Genomic DNA, 15,119 nt, shown 5'->3' with positions numbered 1-15,119 from the left:
AAGCCTCCCTGGATGGCCGCTTCAACGTGATCCAGATTGACGGTGCTGATCCAGAATCGCTGATCGGGAGAAGGGACGGCGCGAGCCGAGGTTGCCGACTCGCCCGCGCCGGCCCCACTGTTCACTCTGCCGTCAGTCCCTCAACAAGGCCGGTCGTTGGCCTGCCGAGGAGTCGAGAAAGATCGTCACCGGCCCGAGCAAAAACCCCGGCAGCGATGGTTTCATCGAGACTTACCAAGAAGCCGGCCAGCTCGCCGTCCATCCCCGAATTGATGAGCGCTACCTGCAACTCTCCGGGAGTGACGGGCTGGTAAGTGACCTCTCGCTCCAGCACGACCGACATCGCTTCGGCAATGTCGGCGTAGGTGAAGTTCGTGTCGCCTGAGAGGCTGTAAGTGACGTTGCCGTGCCCATCTGTGGTGACAACGATGGCCAATGCCTCAGCCAGATCCTTCCGGCTGGCTGCTGCAACGACGGCGTCACCGGTCGCCGCGGCGAGAACGCCGGTGAAGCGGGGGCCTGCCAGTGCCTGAATGTAGTTCTCGATGTACCAGGTGTTCCGCAGGATCGTGTACGTCACACCGGAAGCGGTAAGAGCATCCTCTGTCGCCCTGTGGTCCGCATTGATCTCGAACCGGTCATCGTCGGCTCGAACTCCGCTGGTGTAGTAGACGTGTCGGACATTCGCGTTCTTCGCAGCCTCGATGACCGACTCGTGCTGAGCAAGGCGATTCGGGTCGCTGCCCGAGATCAACACAATGTCAGAGTGCCTGGCAACCAGTTCTGCGACGGCGACTGAATCCGACAGATCGACGGCAGCAGTGCCGAACCCGGCGGAGGCGAGTTCGCCGAGGCGCAATTGATTCCGACCGACCGCGGTGATCGTTTCGGGACTGATTCCCCGGGCGACCAGCGCGTTCAGGACGTGGCGACCGAGTGCCCCGGTGGCCCCGAAAACCAGGGTGCTCGCCTCAGGCACGGTCATGGAGAGTGATCTGGTAGCCGTCGGGGTCGGCGAAGGTGAATGTTCGACCGAAGGGGCCGTCAATCGGCGCGGAGACGATGGTGTGCCCGTCGGCGACGAGAGCATCGTGAATGGCCTGGACGTCTGTGGCGTGGAGCCAGATCGCGGCACCGATGCCGGGCTGGGCAACGGATGCGAGATCGGTGCCGGGAACGACGTCGCGGAGTGCGAACGCGATCGGCTTCGTCTCGAAGACGACGGCGTGCGGAGGTCCGGCCTGCGAGCGGACGAGGCCGAGGTACTGCTCGTAGAACGCCTGCGAAGCGTCGAGGTCACGCGCTTGGAGCGAGATGAAGTCGGGGCCGGTGGCGGGCATGATGATGCTCCTCCTCTTCGTGTCAGCTTTCTGACACGGGATAATCTATGTCAGAATGCTGACATGAGTCAAAACGGTGTCGGCGTCGACCTGGAGACGTCGCTGGGCTACCTGCTGAAAGAGGCGTCGAGCGTCCTTCGCGCAGCCATGGAGGAGGTGCTGCGGCCGCTCGGGATGAGCGTGACGCGCTACTCCTGCCTCGAGCTGCTGGCTCAACGACCGGGCTTGTCGAACTCCGAGCTCGCGCGGGGCGCGTTTGTGACACGGCAGTCGATGAACGTGCTGCTCCAGGCTCTGGAACGAGAGGGCTACGTGACTAGGCCTGCGGAGGCGCCTGTCGGGAAGGTTCTTCCCACGCGGCTCACGCCTCGCGGTCGACGGATCCTCGAGAAGGCGACCGTAGCGGTCCGGTCCGTCGAGGTCAGAATGCTGGCCGGCATGACCGAGACCGAGCAGTCAGGCGCGTTCCGGATCCTGCAGAGCATGATCCATTCCCTGCGCGATGGCAACGACGGTTCATAGCTCCTTCCCCGGCGCACGTCTCGTCGCGCGCATAGGAGTGCGCCCGAGCGTGAAAAACCGTGCGGACGGACCTCGGAATCTGCGAAGAGCCTTGTCGCAGTTTGTCCAGCGATGGTCTAACTGGTACTCCCAATAGAAGCACCAGGGGTCTTTTGCGGGTCAGGTGCCGAAGAACTCGATCAGGGTGGGGGCGAGTGCTTCGGGGGACACGTCGTGGGTTTGGCCGTCGAGTGTGCGGTGTTCGGCTGTGGGTAGGGCGTCCGCGGTGGCCTTCGACGCATGTTGGAGAGCCTGCGGGCTGGCCCCGCCGGCGAGGACCAGCGCTGGAACGGCGATCGTTGAAGCCAGGTCATGCGGCACCCGGCCGCCGGCGAGTAGTTGGTCGTCGTAGGCGAGCGTGGGGGCGATCGCCTCCAGAGTGGCCCAGCTGGGCTGCGCCCGGATATCGTCGATAACCGGCGCGGGCATCCCGACGTGGCTCATGAACAGGGCGACGGCGTCGCCATTTTGTCCGGCGTCGAGTAGTTCGTTCAGGCGTTGGGTGTACTCCTTGGCGCGGGTGTCGTCTCCGGATTCGGCCATGAACGGTGGCTCGTAAAGGGCCAATTTGGTGATCCGCGGATCTACCGCCGCGGTGGCCATGGTGAGAGCCGCGCCGGAGGAGATGGCGTAGACGTATGCCTGGCCACCGGCTGCCGCGATGAGGGCTTGGAGGTCTTCGACCTCGCGGGCGGTCGCGTACGGCCTGGTGTCCGAGCTTTCGCCCCGGCCGCGACGGTCGTACGTGTAGACGGTGAAGCTGTCCCGCAGGAGCGCGGCGAGTGGCCGCATCGGTCCTGCGGCGCGGTAGCACATGGCGCCGTCGACGAGGATGAGGGCGGGTCCGGCGCCGGTGTGCTCGTAGGCGATCGTGGTGCCGTCGGCTGAGGTGACTGTGGGCATTTCGCGGATCCTTCTACTTGTTCAGATCGGCCAGGTAGACCTCGAACCGGTCGAGGCTGGTGATGAATCCGGCCTGGGCCTCGGCGGTGAGGTACGCCGCTGGAACGTTGGTCTGGTGGGTGAGCACCTCGGTCCGCCCGTCATGCAGATCGACGAAGGTGATCGTGGTACGCATGCCGCCCTCGACATCGGCCTCGATCCACACCAGCCGCTCGGGACGCCGTACCTCGACGTAGACGGCTCGCATGGTGTACGTGCTGCCGTCGGCGTCGTTGACCATCGTGGTTTCGAAGACGCCGCCGGGCCGCAGGTCGATGGTGATGTTGCCGATCGGCGTCGTCGTCCCGGTCGGGCCCCAGAAATGGGTGAGGTGTTCGGGTGTCGTCATGCAGTCGAACAGCAACTCGGGCGAGGCCCGGTGCACGCGCCGGAAGGTCAGTTCGCCGGTTTCGGTCATCGTGTCGTTTCCTCGTCCTGGTTTCGCAGGGCGGTCAGGTGCGCGTCGAGCCGGTCATGCCGGTCGGCCCAGATCTGCCGGTGGCGCGCGATCCAGCCGGCGGCCACGTCAAGGTGCTCGGTGTCCAGGACGCAGGGCCGTGACTGCGCGGTCCGGGTCCGTGAGATCAGGCGGGCGCGTTCCAGCACTTTCAGGTGCTTGGAGACGGCTTGCTGCGTCATGGCAAACGGCTCAGCGAGCTCGTTCACCGTCGCCTCGCCATGAGCCAACCGCTCTAAGATCGCGCGCCTGGTGGGGTCGGCCAGCGCCGAGAACACCAGACTCAACTCGTCTTCAACAACTGTCACAACCCGACCATATCCACAACCAATAGGTTGGGCAACCATGCGGTTGTATAGCGTTGCGAAATTTCCGGACATAGAGTCCTGGAGCGTGAGGCGCTGGCGGGTGCTGGGGATTGTGGCGTTACTTGTCGTTCCGGGGGCGGTGCAGGTCGACGATGCGCTGAGCAGGATCGTCGCCGCCGCGTACGCGATCACCGGAACCATTCCCTACTCATGGGGCGGCGGGCACGCCTCCCGCCCAGGCCCGTCCCGGGGGACATGTTCGGGATATCAGGGAGATATCCAACCCTGCCCCGCGAAGCACACGCGCGGCCTCGACTGCTCAGGCCTGGCCCGCTGGGTCTACCACATCGCGTACGGACATGACGTTCTAGGCCCGGGAAACACCGATTCCCACCTGAAACGCCTCCGCCGGATCGCCGATCCCCGCCCCGGCGACCTGGTCTTCTTCGGTACGCGCAAGCGCACCCACCACTCCGGCATCTACATCGGCGACGGCAAGATGATCAATGCGTACGCGACCGGCACAAAAGTCCGCGTGGACAGTGTCAATGTTCTCGACGATCTCCTCGGTTACTACCGGTACTGACCCGCTTATGCTTCTCCCACGATGGTGCGTATACGTGTTTTGGGGCAGTTGACGGCCGAGGTGGCGGGGCAGCCCGTCGACCTGGGGACATCGCTTCAGCGTGCCGTTGTGGCACGGCTGGTCTCCGCTGCCGGACATATCGTCTCAACGGATCGATTCATCGACGATCTCTGGCAGGGTCAGGCGCCCCCGAAGGCGCTCGGCGCCCTGCAGGTCTACGTGTCCAACCTTCGCCGGGTCCTCGAACCCGGACGATTGCCGCGCACACCGGCGACGGTCCTGGTCAGCGCGCCCCCGGGATACCGGCTCCAGCTGGACCCCGACGCGGTCGACGCCTGGCGGTTCCCGCGCCTGATCGACGAGGCCGTACGGGTGCTCAACGCGGGCGAACCGGCGACCGCGATCAAACGCATCGACGAGGCGCTCAACCTGTGGACCGGGTCGCCTTACGCGGAATTCGCCGACGAGGAGTGGGCGGTCGCGGAGGCCGCCCAGCTGGAAGAACTGAAGCTGGTCGCCGTCGAGTATCGCGCGGAGGCGGGGCTGGCGCTGGGCGGGCACGCGGCAGCCGTACCGGATTTGGAGCGGCATGTCGCCGCGCATCCGTTGCGGGAGAACGCGGTGCGGTTGCTGGCGCTTTCGTACTATCGCGCCGGGCGGCAGGGGGAGGCGCTCGCGGTCATCCGGCGGACCAGGGAGACGCTGGCCGATGAGCTGGGCGTGGATCCGGGGCCCGCTTTGCGTACCCTCGAGGGCGACATTCTCGCTCAGACCGAAACACTTCAGCTCACCCCTCCGCCTGTACGGCCAAAGCGTGCCGCAGCTCCCGCCGCCCCCGGAATAGTCGGGCGTACGGCCGAGCTCGCCCGCCTGACGACGGCGGCGAATCTAGCGAGGGGTGGTTTCCGGGTCGCCTGGCTGGGCGGGGACGCGGGCGCGGGCAAGAGCACGCTGGCCGAGGCGCTGGCGCGGCAGCTGGCGGCGGCGGGCTGGGCGACGGCGGTCGGGCGCTGCCCGGAGACGCTGGGAGGGGTGCCGCCCGCGTGGGCGTGGAGCGAGGTATTGCGGCAGTTGTCCGGGGTTCGTCCCCTGACCCCGGAGCTCGCCTCCCGGCTGGCGCCGCTGCTGACCGACGACGCGCCGCCGGTCGGGCAGTTCTGGCTGGCCAGGGCGGTGGGGGAGTTCCTCGACGAGGTGCCGGGGCCGCTGCTGATCGTACTGGAGGATGTGCATCGGGCCGACGACGAGACCCTGCACCTGCTGCGCCATCTCGCGGTTCGGCTGGCCGAAACCCCGGTGCTGGTGCTGCTCACGCACCGGCCGACGGAAACCAATGACGATCTTATGGCGACGAGGGCGGCGCTGGCCGTACAGGCGGCGGAGAATCTGACGCTGGACGGGCTCGGCGTGGCGGATGTGGCCACGCTTGTCCGGGAACGTTCCGGGGTCGAGGTGGGGGCGGCCACGATCGTCACGATCGCGGAGCGTACCGGGGGAAATCCGCTCTTTGTTAGCGAGATGGCGCGGCTGCTGGGGGCGGAAGGGGTTTCCGCGGCCTATCGGCTGCCGCCAGGGGTGCGGGATGTGATCCGGCGACGGCTGGCGCGGTTGCCGGCGACGGCGCAGACGACGCTGCGGAACGCGGCCGTGCTGGGGCGGGACGCCGACGCGGATGTGCTGATCGCGCTGCCGGAAGCGGACGAGGAGACCGTGCTCGACGGGCTGGAAGCGGGGGTCTTGTCCGGGTTGCTCACCGAGCCCGCGCCGGGAAAGGTGAGATTCGCGCACGTGCTGGTGCGCGAAACCCTTTATGAGGACATACCCCGGTTGAGGCGCACCCGGCTGCACGCGAAAGTGCTCACAACCCTCGAATCGGTACGGCCAGGCGATGTCGGCGCTCTCGGTCATCATGCCCTCGCGGCTGCGACGCCGGCCACCGCGATTCGGGCAGCCGGATATGGGTTGCGGGCCGCGGCCAAGGCTTCCGGTCTGTACGCGCATCGGGAAGCGGTCACCCTGCTGAGGGGCGCGCTGGAGGCGCTCGGCCAGGCCGCGGAGCCCGACGACGCGCTCACTTTGGACGTGATGTGCAGGTTGGTGTCGGCGCAGGCGCTGTCCGGGGACATTTCGGCGGCGGTGCGGGTGCGCGCCGAGGCGGTGGCGCTGGCCCGGCGGATGGGCGATCCGCAGGGACTCGCACGGGCGGCGTGCCTCGACGCGCCCCTGATCTGGACGATTCGTGCGAGCCGCACCATGGAGACGGACATGGTCGCCGCCATCCGGGAGTCGATTCCGTCGGCGGACCCGCCGCTCCGGGCCCGGCTGCTTGTCGCGCTATGTCACCAGTTGGAAGGGCATGACCATACGGCTATCGAAGCCGCGAGCGCCGAGGCGATGCGAATCGCGCGCGACCTCGACGATCCTGTCCTGCTCTGTATGGCACTCAATGGGCTGTATTGGGTGCTTGTCTATCCGCTGCGCCGTACCGAGCTGGCATCGGCGGGGCGCCAAATGCTGGAGATGTCGGAGACGCATGGTCTGCCGGCCTACCAAGCGCTCGGGCACTATCACATGGTCATGGTGTCGCTGGGGAACTGCGACCGGGCGCAGGCGCGCTGGCACGCCGAACAAGCCGCCAAATACAGCACGAGCGGGCAACTCGGCCACATGCTGGCGATCGTCGCCATCCTCGACGCGCTCGACCTGGTCATAGCGGGCGAGTTCGACGCGGCCGAGGCGGCATACGGGACGCTCACCGACCGAATCGCCGAGACCGGCGGAATCAACGCAGCCGTTTTCGGAGCTGTGGCCCGGTTCGCGGTACGGCATCTGGCGGGGCGTGGTGGGGAATCGCTGCAGGAAATCACCGATATTCTCCACATTTATGGCGACGAGCTCCACGAGCTGTACATTCGCGCTCTGATCGCGGCGGGGCACGTGGACGAGGCCCGCGCCGCCTGGCGGCCCGACATCCCCGCCAAGCCCGAGGTGTACTGGGCGTGCTTCACCGTCCTGCGCGCCGAAACTGCCATGATTCTCGGCAATCGCGAGGTCGCCGCCTGGTGCTATCGCGAACTCGGACAGCTGTCCGGGGAGATCGCGGGCCTGCACAGCGGCTCGGTAACCCTGGGTCCGATCGATCAGACCCTCGGCGAACTGGCCGAATACCTCAACGACCCAGCCGCTGCCCGGACCCACTACACCTCAGCCGTCGAAACCGCCGATCGAGTCGGTTCCACCCACTTCGCCCAGCAGGCCCGTGAGGCATTGCATCGTCTTTGATCTTTCCTGCCCTGCGTGCCCGGAGCTTGATCAGGGCAGGGCTGGACATCCCCGCCGATCCGGGAGGATCGTCCGAGTCCCGAGGGCGGGGATGGGCTGGTTGTCAGTCGCACCGTCGGTTGAACGGCAACCTGCACGAGTCCCCGGGGGCGGGGATCAACCGGTTGAGCCGAAGATGAGTCGTTGGCGGCGGCGGTGGCCAGGGCGGATCATCGCGATCATCAGGGTGATGATGGGGCCCGCTTTGGACCGGATGTGGGCCAGTTCGGCCGGGGTCGCGTACTGGGAGACCCAGGCGAGGTCGAACTTGATGCTGCCGCCTTTACGGATGGCCGTTTCGGCGCGTTCCCAGTCGGCGACGGTGACGTATTGCGCGATGACGGGGAAGATACGGCGTTCCTCCTCTTCGATGTGTTCGTCGAGGAGTTCGGAGAGTTTGCGGATAGCGGCGGCCAAAGGGGCGATGTTGTCGCGGTTCGCGGTGAAAGCGCGCCCGGCGGATTCCATCTCTTCGAGCAGCGGATCGAGAGTCGAGTGGTCGTCGGACAGGTCGGTGAGGTCGACGGCGGCACCGGCCGAGCGTTCGAGCAGCGGCCAGACGATCTCGTCCTCGCGGGTGTGATGCTGATGGATGGTGTGCCGGATCTGGCCGACGAAGTGCGCGATGGCGGCGGCTCGGGCGGGGGAGACGTCGGTGCGGCCTGCGCCGATCGCCTCGGTGAGGGCGACAAGACGGTGCAAGTCGCCACGCATTGCGCGGTGAATGATCCGGATTCCGGTGAGATCTGGGGTCGTCATGGACCTACGGTGCGCCTGGCCGCTTAAGGTCGACCTAGTGTCGACTTGGTGAAACGCGAGTGGCGTGTGTCATTGCCCGAAAATGACGGTGCTGGACGCTAGTTTGTCGAGCTATGGACAGTCGATGGGTGGGACCGGACGGATACGACATCGTGCCCGCGTTTCTCGACGGCCGCCAGGTGCTGCGCGTCAGGCGGAACGGCGAAGTGATCGCCGACTGCCTCTCGGTCGAGGCCGTTGCCCGACATGTCGACCTTGCCGACCTATGCGAGGTCATTCCGCTGCCCCGCCGCACCGCCGACCGCTGGGCCGCCGTTCCGTAGCCGCCACTGTTGCGTTGATTCCGCGAATCCGCAGGCCAACCCATCTAACGTCGAAGTATGCGCCTGCTCATCGCCCTCGCCGCCGCCTCCCTAGCCGCCGTCTCCTGCGGCGCTTCAACCCCATCCGGTACGCCTTCGGCAGCCGAAACCCCAACGTCCGGTACGGCGACCGCCACCCCGCCTGAACCGATTTCCGCCACCCCGGCGGAGACGCCCCCGACCACGGTCTACGTCTTCAACTCCTTCGGTGAGGAGGAGGGCAGGCCCGACCAGCGGCCGGCCGATCTCGTGGTTTCGGAGTTCAGCTCGCTGAGCAAGCTGACCTGGCGGAACTGGGGGCCGGAGACCGCTGTCGGCGCCGGGAAGCTGAGCGGCAGCTGGTGCCTGCCGGAGTGCCTGGACAAACCGTATGACGCGACCGTGACACTGAGCTCGATCAAGATGGCTCAGGGGCAGGCGTATTTCTCGAAATATGACATCCAAGTGGACCTGCCGGTGGCCCAGCAAGAGGGCGCCGATCTCAACGGAACCCTAGCCACTCCGTGACGCCGGGCGGGGTGCTGGTCGGGCGTGTCGGAGGGCGGATTTGATTTCGCATCCGTCGCGGCGGACGTGTATGGTTGCACCTGTCCGCAGCGCGCGAGCGACACGGATACCGCCCCTATAGCTCAGTCGGCAGAGCGTCTCCATGGTAAGGAGAAGGTCAACGGTTCGATTCCGTTTGGGGGCTCCCATCTAGCCACACAGACAGGTCGCTTCTGGTCTCCCAGGGCGACCTTTTGGTTCCTCCGCGCAATCCCTTTGCCCTCGGGCTCCGCGTTGTAGCGCTGTGGTTCTCCCACCCAACCCTTGGTTCCCTCGGGCTCTGCCCGCCCCGCCATCCCGTGATCGGCCCAACAAAGCAGCAGCTTGATCCCGTGGTTCTCCCACCCACCCATCCCTTTGATTACCTTCGGGCTCCGCCCGCCCCCGGCACCGGCATCGTCGAACCTGCCGCCAATGGACCTGTGGGTGATGGCATCTTCAGCGGAAAGGGCCGGTGGTGTGAGAGCCATCGGGATGACCGGGGCGGGCGGAGCACGGAGAGGAAACCAAGGGCTGGGTGGATGGGTAACCCACCCAGGTCAAGCTGCCGCTTCATTCGGGCGCTCACGGGATGGCGGGGGCGAGCGGAGCCCGAGGGAACCAAGGGTTGGGTGGGAGAACCATGCTGTCATGGTGGTCGTCCCGTGTGGTGACTGTGGCGCTGGCGGCGGCGGGCGGTGCCCGCGGGAACCAAGGGTTGGGTGGGAGAACCACGCTGTCATGGTGGTCGTTCCTTGTGGGTGACCACGGCGTTGACGGGGGCGGGCGGAGCCCGAGGGAAAACAAAGGGATGGGTGGGTGGGAGAACCACGGGATCAAGCTGCTGCTTCGTTCGGGCGACTGCGGAGCTGTTCGCTGAGGGTGGCAGGCTTGGCCGTGCGACCTGCTCGGGGGTGGAGCGCGTGTCTCGGTTGGGGTTGCGGTGGGTTAGGATGTCGGTTGGCAAAGGGCGGCGTCTGTTCGGGCGCAGGGTTTCTTGCCGAAAGCGATGTGGGGGCTCCGGTGAAAGTCGTGGGCTTCTTGGCCCGATCCTGGCGATGCGCGCATGTGCGTGACTGTCGTGCAGGTCGGGTATCCTTGCGTGGCCGGTGAGTTTCGTCGGCCTCCAGGCGGAGTAGCTCAGTCAGGCAGAGCAAACGGCTCATAATCGTTGTGTCGCCGGTTCAAGTCCGGCCTCCGCTACTACCCTGCCGGGTCCCCCTCCATAGGAGCCCGGTCCGGGTTTGTCCAGAGTCCCAAACGTAGAAAGGCACTCCCACGTGGCTGCCACAGACGTTAGGCCGAAGATCACGTTGGCCTGCCAGGAGTGCAAGCACCGCAACTACATCACGCGGAAGAACCGGCGTAACGACCCGGATCGGCTTGAGCTGAAGAAGTACTGCCCGAACTGCAAGACGCACCAGGCCCACCGCGAGACCCGCTAACCCTTCCCTCGTCCTCGCCCTGCGACTCGATCGGCATAGGCGAGGTTGAGGCGGCCGTCACCGGTGGCGACGCCCTGGGGTGGGCACCACGGGTGACGGCGGCAGGGAGCACGGTGATCCGGCCCGTTTCCGAGGTCGGGTCGCCGGGGGGTTGTTAGCGTCGCCTGTACGGACACAACTGGTGCCCTATTCACGGATACGCCGGTTCGCGAAACGTAACGCTTTCACGTGTCGCGTTCAGGTGATGGGGAGCACGTGCCGAGTTATTTATCGGCATGGGCTGGGATAGCTTTTCGCGCTGGCAGCCGACGAGTTGCTAGTGGCGTATGCGCGGCTGGGGAAGCTGATCGCCTGCTATCCGCTGGGCGGGGTGAAGTTGGTCGGGTCGGCGCTGAGATTCTCCCTTGCGACATGGCTGAGAAACGCCCATGCCTTCCGGTGACGCCACGATCCATGTGAGTTCTGCGGGGCCTGTCGTCCCAGGTCATAGCAGCCCAGGCGAGCGACGCACGATGAGACGGCCTGCCCAAAGCAGGGCGGCGAAACAGCAGGTTGGCCGCGAGTAGCCGGGTCGGGAGCCTCATCGCGGCGGACCGAGCATGGGGGGCCGCGGGACTGGGAGCGCGCTGCTGGGGGCGGTGTGCGCCTTCGGTCAGGTGGACGAGCAGGCCCGGCATGTCGGTGTCGTTCCCCGAATGCGTGTCAGAGCCATTTCCCGGTGGCCGGTCTCACGCCTGCTTTCCTTTGTTGTCGGGTTAAAGCAGGTCATTAGTGCATTTGGCGAACCGGCGTACCCGTGAATGGGGCGCCGGTTTGTTGTGTCCGTACAGGGAGTTCGGGGTGGGCTTGGCGGGGCCCGACAGCGGTGGTTGAGGGGTGGGCTGGTTACGGTGGGGAATGGCCGCGCAGACAACGGAACCTTGTTCTGTTAGTGTCGGCTTCGTTGTCTCTTGCCGCCGAAGGAGTACCGTCCGATGGCTTTGAATCGCGATTTCCTCGGGCGGGCGTACGCCTCGTCCGTTCCCTACGAGGTCAGCCGCGTGAAGATCAAGGAGTTCGCGACCGCCATCGGCGACTCGAACCCGATCTACCGGGACCGGGAGGCCGCAGTCGCCGCCGGGCATCCGGATGTGGTGGCGCCGCCGACGTTTCCCATTATCTTCACCCTGTCCGGCGCGAGCGAGGCGCTCTCCGACCCGGAGTTCGGGCTGAACTACGCGATGGTGGTGCATGGGGAACAGCGATTCTCCTACCAGCGTCCGATTTACGCGGGCGACGAGCTGCTCTGCACGTCGACGATCTCGGAGATTCGCAGCGTGGGGCGTAATGAGTTCCTGACGATCAAGAGCGACATCACGACCGTGGCTGGGGAGCAGGTCTGCACGACGTACAACATTATTGTCGAGCGTGGAGGGGCGGCGTAACCATGGCTGCGACGATCAAGTACGACGAGGTCGAGGCCGGACAGGAGATCCCGGCGGTGGAGTATTCGGTGCGCCGGGTGAACCTCGTCATGTACGCCGGGGCGTCCGGCGACTTCAACCCGATCCACTGGAACGAGCGTTTCGCCAAGTCTGTCGGGTTGCCCGATGTGATCGCACACGGGATGTTCACCATGGCCGAAGGCGGTCGTTTCGTCACCGATTGGGCCGGGGATCCGGCCGCAGTGGTCGACTACGGTGTGCGGTTCTCGTCGATGGTGGTCGTGCCGGACGACGAGAACGGCGCGACACTCGTGGTCAGCGGGGTGATCGAGGAAAAACTGGAGGACAAGCGGGTCGTCGTCACGCTGACCGCCAAATCAGGCGACTCACGGGTCCTCTCCAAGGCCCGCGCCGTGGTGCAGCTCTCCTGACCAGGTGACACGGTTCTCCTGATCGGTCCGCGCAGTTTCCCGTTCATGTGGTGTGGATCTCCTGCTCAGGTGGTCTAGTTCCCCCTGGTCAGGTGGTTGGCGGCGTTGGTGAACGACTGCAAACTCACGGGGCGGCTGGCCGGTGTGGTGTGGTTTTCCTGGGGGCGGTGTAGCTCGCTGATCAGGTGATTGGGGGCGTTGGTGAGCGGCGCTGTGATCCCTCAGGGCGGCTCGCCGGTGTCGTGTGGTTCTCCTGGTCAGGTGGTGTGTCTTTCTTGATCAGGCGTGTCGCTGTGATTTGTACCCAGGGCGGGTGGCTGGTCGCGGTAGTTTCGGATGTGGCTGGGTAGCGTCACTTAAGTGACTGAACCTTCACGTGATGTCGTTGAACTCGCCGAGCGGAGGGCGCGAGCGCGTGCGGAGCGTGACTTCGTGTCTGCCGATCGTCTGCGGGATGAGATTGCGGCTGCGGGCTGGATCGTGCACGACACGCCCGGCGGTGGCTTCGATCTCACCGCCAAACCACCGTTCGAAGTCTGGCCGACGGTGGAGTCGATTCCGGTCGCCGCCGTCATTGTGGATATTTCGCGACTTGACCAGGGTGGAGTGAGGGCCAAGGGAACCCTTGCCGGACCAGGTGGCAAGGCGCGTTACTGGGCGAAGGCTCGGGACAAAGCAACCTCGGCCGAACGAGCCGGCGACCGCCCGGAGCGATCACACAAGGCTGCCGGCCCCGCGCTCACGCCATCCCAGGCCGAGAACGCCCGCGCCGCCAACGAGGCAATCACCGCCGCGGAAGACCCAACGGCGCCCGGCGGCATGATCGAGACCGCGCTGACAGCGGCCGGTACACCATCCATGGTCGCCTCCCAGCTCCTGTGGGACGGCAGCAGCGCAACCTCCAGAATCGACCAGGTCATCGCCGACCACGAAAGATCCCTCGAAGCACAGAGGGCCGCCGCCGCACAGGAAAGCGCGGACCGTAGCAAAGCCCCACAGCCCAACCAAGTTCAATCGACCGGACCTCAACCCGGCCATCCCGACCAAGGAAAACTCGGCCAAGGCCAGGCCAGCCAAGGCCAGCCCAGCGAGGCGCCAACTGATCAAGGTCGGCCTAGCCAAGGCCGGTCAGGTGAGGTGCGGTCCGGCGAGGGTCGGTTTGGCGATGTGCAGTCTGACCACGGTCTGTCTGGCGAGCCGCAGTCCGGTCGTGGTCGGTCCGATCAAGGTCGGTCGGGTGAGGTGGGGTCTGGCCAACCGCAGGCTGGCCAACCGCAGGCTGGGCAGGTGGGGTCTGGCCAACTTCAGGCCGGTCATGGTCGGTCTACCGGTGACCTTGGTGAGGTTGCTGGCGTGGGTGTGGATGAATCGGGCGTGTCGCCGGTTGTTTCGGTGGGGATTCTGGTGGATGGGTGGCCTGACGATCTTCAGACCTGTGTGGAGTCGGTGATTGCTCATACTTCGGCGCAGATTGTGGCGCTGGATTTGGGTGACGTGGATGGGGCCGGTGCGATGCTGCACGAGCTTGCTGCGCGCTACCCGGATCGCATCAAAGAGTGGCATGTCGCGGAAAAGCCGCACTGGCGGGATGGCTCGGCTGGTTGGGGGGCCTCGCGGACCAAGTTGTTGCATCTGGACACTGCGGACATTCACGTCGTGCTGGAGACGTCCACGGTCTTCGAAGGGGACGCGATCACGCCCCTGGTGCAGGAACTGGACGCTGACGGTGTCGAAGCCGCGGGCTGGCGTGGAGTGAATCCCGCCAATGAAGGACATAAGTGGGAGGACGCGGGCCCGGGCCAGGTCAAAGCCCTGCTCGGCCACCTGTTCGCCGTCCGTCGGGTGACCGCGCTCGGCGTGGGCGGATTCCCGGAACGAGCGCGTTTCTACCGCAACGCCGACCTGGAGTTCTCCCTCAGCCTGCCGGGCACACTCGTGGTCCCCGAGAAGGATCTCCCGGTCCGGGAGGAACGCCACCGCGGCTACCACGATGTCGACCCGGACTACCGCGACAAGGAGTCCCGCCGCACCTACGACCGAGTGCTCAAACGTCTGCGCGAGACCAAGAACGGCTAGCAGGTGCTGACGTTTGCCGCCCGAAGTGCCGCGTCTGAGCGAGCCTGCGGACGGCTGGCTGATCGTGTTGGCGTTTACCGTGGGACTCCCACCCGCCCAACCCTTTTGTTTCCTCCGGGCTCCGCCCGGCCCCGCGGTCGCGGTGGTTCTGCCGCCCACGCTTCGAGGTTCGGGTTCCGCCTGGCCCGCGATCGTGCTGGTGTTTGCGGGGGAGTGCAGTGTCTGCGCGAGGCAGCGGACGGCTGGCGGGTTGTGTCGGCGTTGTGGTTAGAAGTGCAGCGGCTGCGGGAGATTGTGGGCGGCTAGGCTGGGCGGCGACTTTGGGGCGATCGAGGACGGGTATGGCTGATCGTTTGGTAGGGGTGCGGCTTGCGTCGTACACGACGTTGCGGCTGGGTGGGGCTGCGGGGGCGTTTGTGTCGGCGGGGTCGCAGGATGAGCTGGTCGAGATCGTGGCGGGTGCTGATCGGGCTGGGGAACAGGTCCTGGTGCTGGGGGGCGGGAGCAATCTCGTGCTCGGTGATGATGGGTTTCCTGGACTGGTGGTGAAGGTCGCGTCGGCGGGGGTGGAGTTCGGCGGGG

Annotated in this window: 16 protein-coding genes and 2 tRNA genes; 12 read left to right on the top strand and 6 right to left on the bottom strand. The window is 66.0% G+C overall.

All coding sequences use genetic code 11. The features are described from left to right. Positions 1-121: 121 nt before the first annotated feature. Together Aple_RS26855 and Aple_RS26850 are read right to left on the bottom strand one after the other, a co-directional pair. On the bottom strand, positions 122-985 hold the full coding sequence (locus tag Aple_RS26855; protein ID WP_170321673.1) for an NAD(P)H-binding protein: 864 nt from the start codon (positions 983-985) through the stop codon (positions 122-124). Beyond that, entirely contained in the window at positions 972-1,340 is a 369-nt protein-coding gene (locus Aple_RS26850) for a VOC family protein (RefSeq protein ID WP_155347478.1), read from the bottom strand. Before Aple_RS26850 ends, Aple_RS26855 begins: the two co-directional genes overlap by 14 nt. Before the next feature lie 63 nt (positions 1,341-1,403). Here Aple_RS26850 and Aple_RS26845 point away from each other — a divergent pair, with 63 nt between their 5' ends. Beyond that, positions 1,404-1,862 (top strand): MarR family winged helix-turn-helix transcriptional regulator, encoded by a 459-nt coding sequence (locus tag Aple_RS26845; protein WP_155347477.1) that lies wholly within the window; start codon positions 1,404-1,406, stop codon positions 1,860-1,862. Positions 1,863-2,021: 159 nt separating this feature from the next. On the opposite strand, the gene Aple_RS26840 is transcribed toward Aple_RS26845, so the two are convergent. The 3 genes from Aple_RS26840 to Aple_RS26830 are packed head-to-tail and all read right to left on the bottom strand — an operon-like array spanning position 2,022 to position 3,608. Next, positions 2,022-2,804, bottom strand: coding sequence for an alpha/beta fold hydrolase (locus Aple_RS26840; RefSeq protein ID WP_155347476.1), 783 nt, complete (start codon positions 2,802-2,804; stop codon positions 2,022-2,024). 13 nt (positions 2,805-2,817) lie between these two features. Beyond that, on the bottom strand, positions 2,818-3,261 hold the full coding sequence (locus Aple_RS26835; RefSeq protein ID WP_155347475.1) for an SRPBCC family protein: 444 nt from the start codon (positions 3,259-3,261) through the stop codon (positions 2,818-2,820). Then, on the bottom strand, positions 3,258-3,608 hold the full coding sequence (locus Aple_RS26830) for an ArsR/SmtB family transcription factor (RefSeq protein WP_246264795.1): 351 nt from the start codon (positions 3,606-3,608) through the stop codon (positions 3,258-3,260). The genes Aple_RS26835 and Aple_RS26830 overlap by 4 nt, the downstream gene beginning before the upstream one ends. Before the next feature lie 85 nt (positions 3,609-3,693). Here Aple_RS26830 and Aple_RS26825 point away from each other — a divergent pair, with 85 nt between their 5' ends. Continuing rightward, a complete protein-coding gene (locus tag Aple_RS26825) occupies positions 3,694-4,194 on the top strand; it encodes a C40 family peptidase (protein ID WP_246264794.1) in 501 nt (166 codons plus the stop codon). Between the two features lie 21 nt (positions 4,195-4,215). Further along, positions 4,216-7,476: an ATP-binding protein gene (locus Aple_RS26820; RefSeq protein WP_155347472.1), complete on the top strand. Its 3,261-nt coding sequence runs from the start codon at positions 4,216-4,218 to the stop codon at positions 7,474-7,476. A gap of 156 nt (positions 7,477-7,632) precedes the next feature. Here the strand turns inward: Aple_RS26820 and Aple_RS26815 are convergent, their stop codons facing one another. Next, entirely contained in the window at positions 7,633-8,274 is a 642-nt protein-coding gene (locus Aple_RS26815) for a hemerythrin domain-containing protein (protein ID WP_155347471.1), read from the bottom strand. A gap of 128 nt (positions 8,275-8,402) precedes the next feature. Here Aple_RS26815 and Aple_RS26810 point away from each other — a divergent pair, with 128 nt between their 5' ends. The 9 genes from Aple_RS26810 to Aple_RS26770 form a co-directional block, all read left to right on the top strand. Then, on the top strand, positions 8,403-8,597 hold the full coding sequence (locus Aple_RS26810) for a transposase (RefSeq protein ID WP_246264793.1): 195 nt from the start codon (positions 8,403-8,405) through the stop codon (positions 8,595-8,597). A 57-nt stretch (positions 8,598-8,654) separates the two neighbouring features. Further along, positions 8,655-9,143, top strand: a complete 489-nt coding sequence (locus Aple_RS26805; RefSeq protein ID WP_155347469.1) for a hypothetical protein — start codon at positions 8,655-8,657, stop codon at positions 9,141-9,143. A gap of 111 nt (positions 9,144-9,254) precedes the next feature. Continuing rightward, positions 9,255-9,327 (top strand) — tRNA-Thr (locus Aple_RS26800). Positions 9,328-10,290: 963 nt separating this feature from the next. Next, positions 10,291-10,364 (top strand) — tRNA-Met (locus Aple_RS26795). Between the two features lie 77 nt (positions 10,365-10,441). Further along, a complete protein-coding gene (rpmG, locus tag Aple_RS26790; protein WP_030921771.1) occupies positions 10,442-10,606 on the top strand; it encodes a 50S ribosomal protein L33 in 165 nt (54 codons plus the stop codon). Positions 10,607-11,580: 974 nt separating this feature from the next. Then, on the top strand, positions 11,581-12,030 hold the full coding sequence (locus Aple_RS26785; RefSeq protein WP_155347468.1) for a MaoC family dehydratase N-terminal domain-containing protein: 450 nt from the start codon (positions 11,581-11,583) through the stop codon (positions 12,028-12,030). Between the two features lie 2 nt (positions 12,031-12,032). Next, positions 12,033-12,461: a MaoC family dehydratase gene (locus Aple_RS26780; protein ID WP_155347467.1), complete on the top strand. Its 429-nt coding sequence runs from the start codon at positions 12,033-12,035 to the stop codon at positions 12,459-12,461. 360 nt (positions 12,462-12,821) lie between these two features. Further along, entirely contained in the window at positions 12,822-14,537 is a 1,716-nt protein-coding gene (locus Aple_RS26775) for a hypothetical protein (RefSeq protein WP_155347466.1), read from the top strand. Between the two features lie 341 nt (positions 14,538-14,878). After that, on the top strand, positions 14,879-15,119 hold a 241-nt coding region (locus Aple_RS26770; protein ID WP_155347504.1), incomplete at its 3' end, for an FAD-binding protein.

The sequence above is a fragment of the Acrocarpospora pleiomorpha genome (genome assembly GCF_009687885.1).
Taxonomy (GTDB): Bacteria; Actinomycetota; Actinomycetes; order Streptosporangiales; family Streptosporangiaceae; genus Acrocarpospora; species Acrocarpospora pleiomorpha.
Note: the sequence above shows the minus strand (reverse complement) of the source record. Positions and strands in the feature narration are given on the sequence as shown.

What these genes read in the sequence shown, in the direction of transcription:
- Aple_RS26855 (WP_170321673.1), bottom strand. Translation starts at nt 985, where the DNA reads ATGACCGTGCCTGAGGCGAGCACCCTGGTTTTCGGGGCCACCGGGGCA.
- Aple_RS26820 (WP_155347472.1), top strand. Translation starts at nt 4,216, where the DNA reads ATGGTGCGTATACGTGTTTTGGGGCAGTTGACGGCCGAGGTGGCGGGG.
- Aple_RS26805 (WP_155347469.1), top strand. Translation starts at nt 8,655, where the DNA reads ATGCGCCTGCTCATCGCCCTCGCCGCCGCCTCCCTAGCCGCCGTCTCC.
- Aple_RS26815 (WP_155347471.1), bottom strand. Translation starts at nt 8,274, where the DNA reads ATGACGACCCCAGATCTCACCGGAATCCGGATCATTCACCGCGCAATG.
- Aple_RS26835 (WP_155347475.1), bottom strand. Translation starts at nt 3,261, where the DNA reads ATGACCGAAACCGGCGAACTGACCTTCCGGCGCGTGCACCGGGCCTCG.
- Aple_RS26840 (WP_155347476.1), bottom strand. Translation starts at nt 2,804, where the DNA reads ATGCCCACAGTCACCTCAGCCGACGGCACCACGATCGCCTACGAGCAC.
- Aple_RS26780 (WP_155347467.1), top strand. Translation starts at nt 12,033, where the DNA reads ATGGCTGCGACGATCAAGTACGACGAGGTCGAGGCCGGACAGGAGATC.
- Aple_RS26785 (WP_155347468.1), top strand. Translation starts at nt 11,581, where the DNA reads ATGGCTTTGAATCGCGATTTCCTCGGGCGGGCGTACGCCTCGTCCGTT.
- Aple_RS26850 (WP_155347478.1), bottom strand. Translation starts at nt 1,340, where the DNA reads ATGCCCGCCACCGGCCCCGACTTCATCTCGCTCCAAGCGCGTGACCTC.
- Aple_RS26845 (WP_155347477.1), top strand. Translation starts at nt 1,404, where the DNA reads ATGAGTCAAAACGGTGTCGGCGTCGACCTGGAGACGTCGCTGGGCTAC.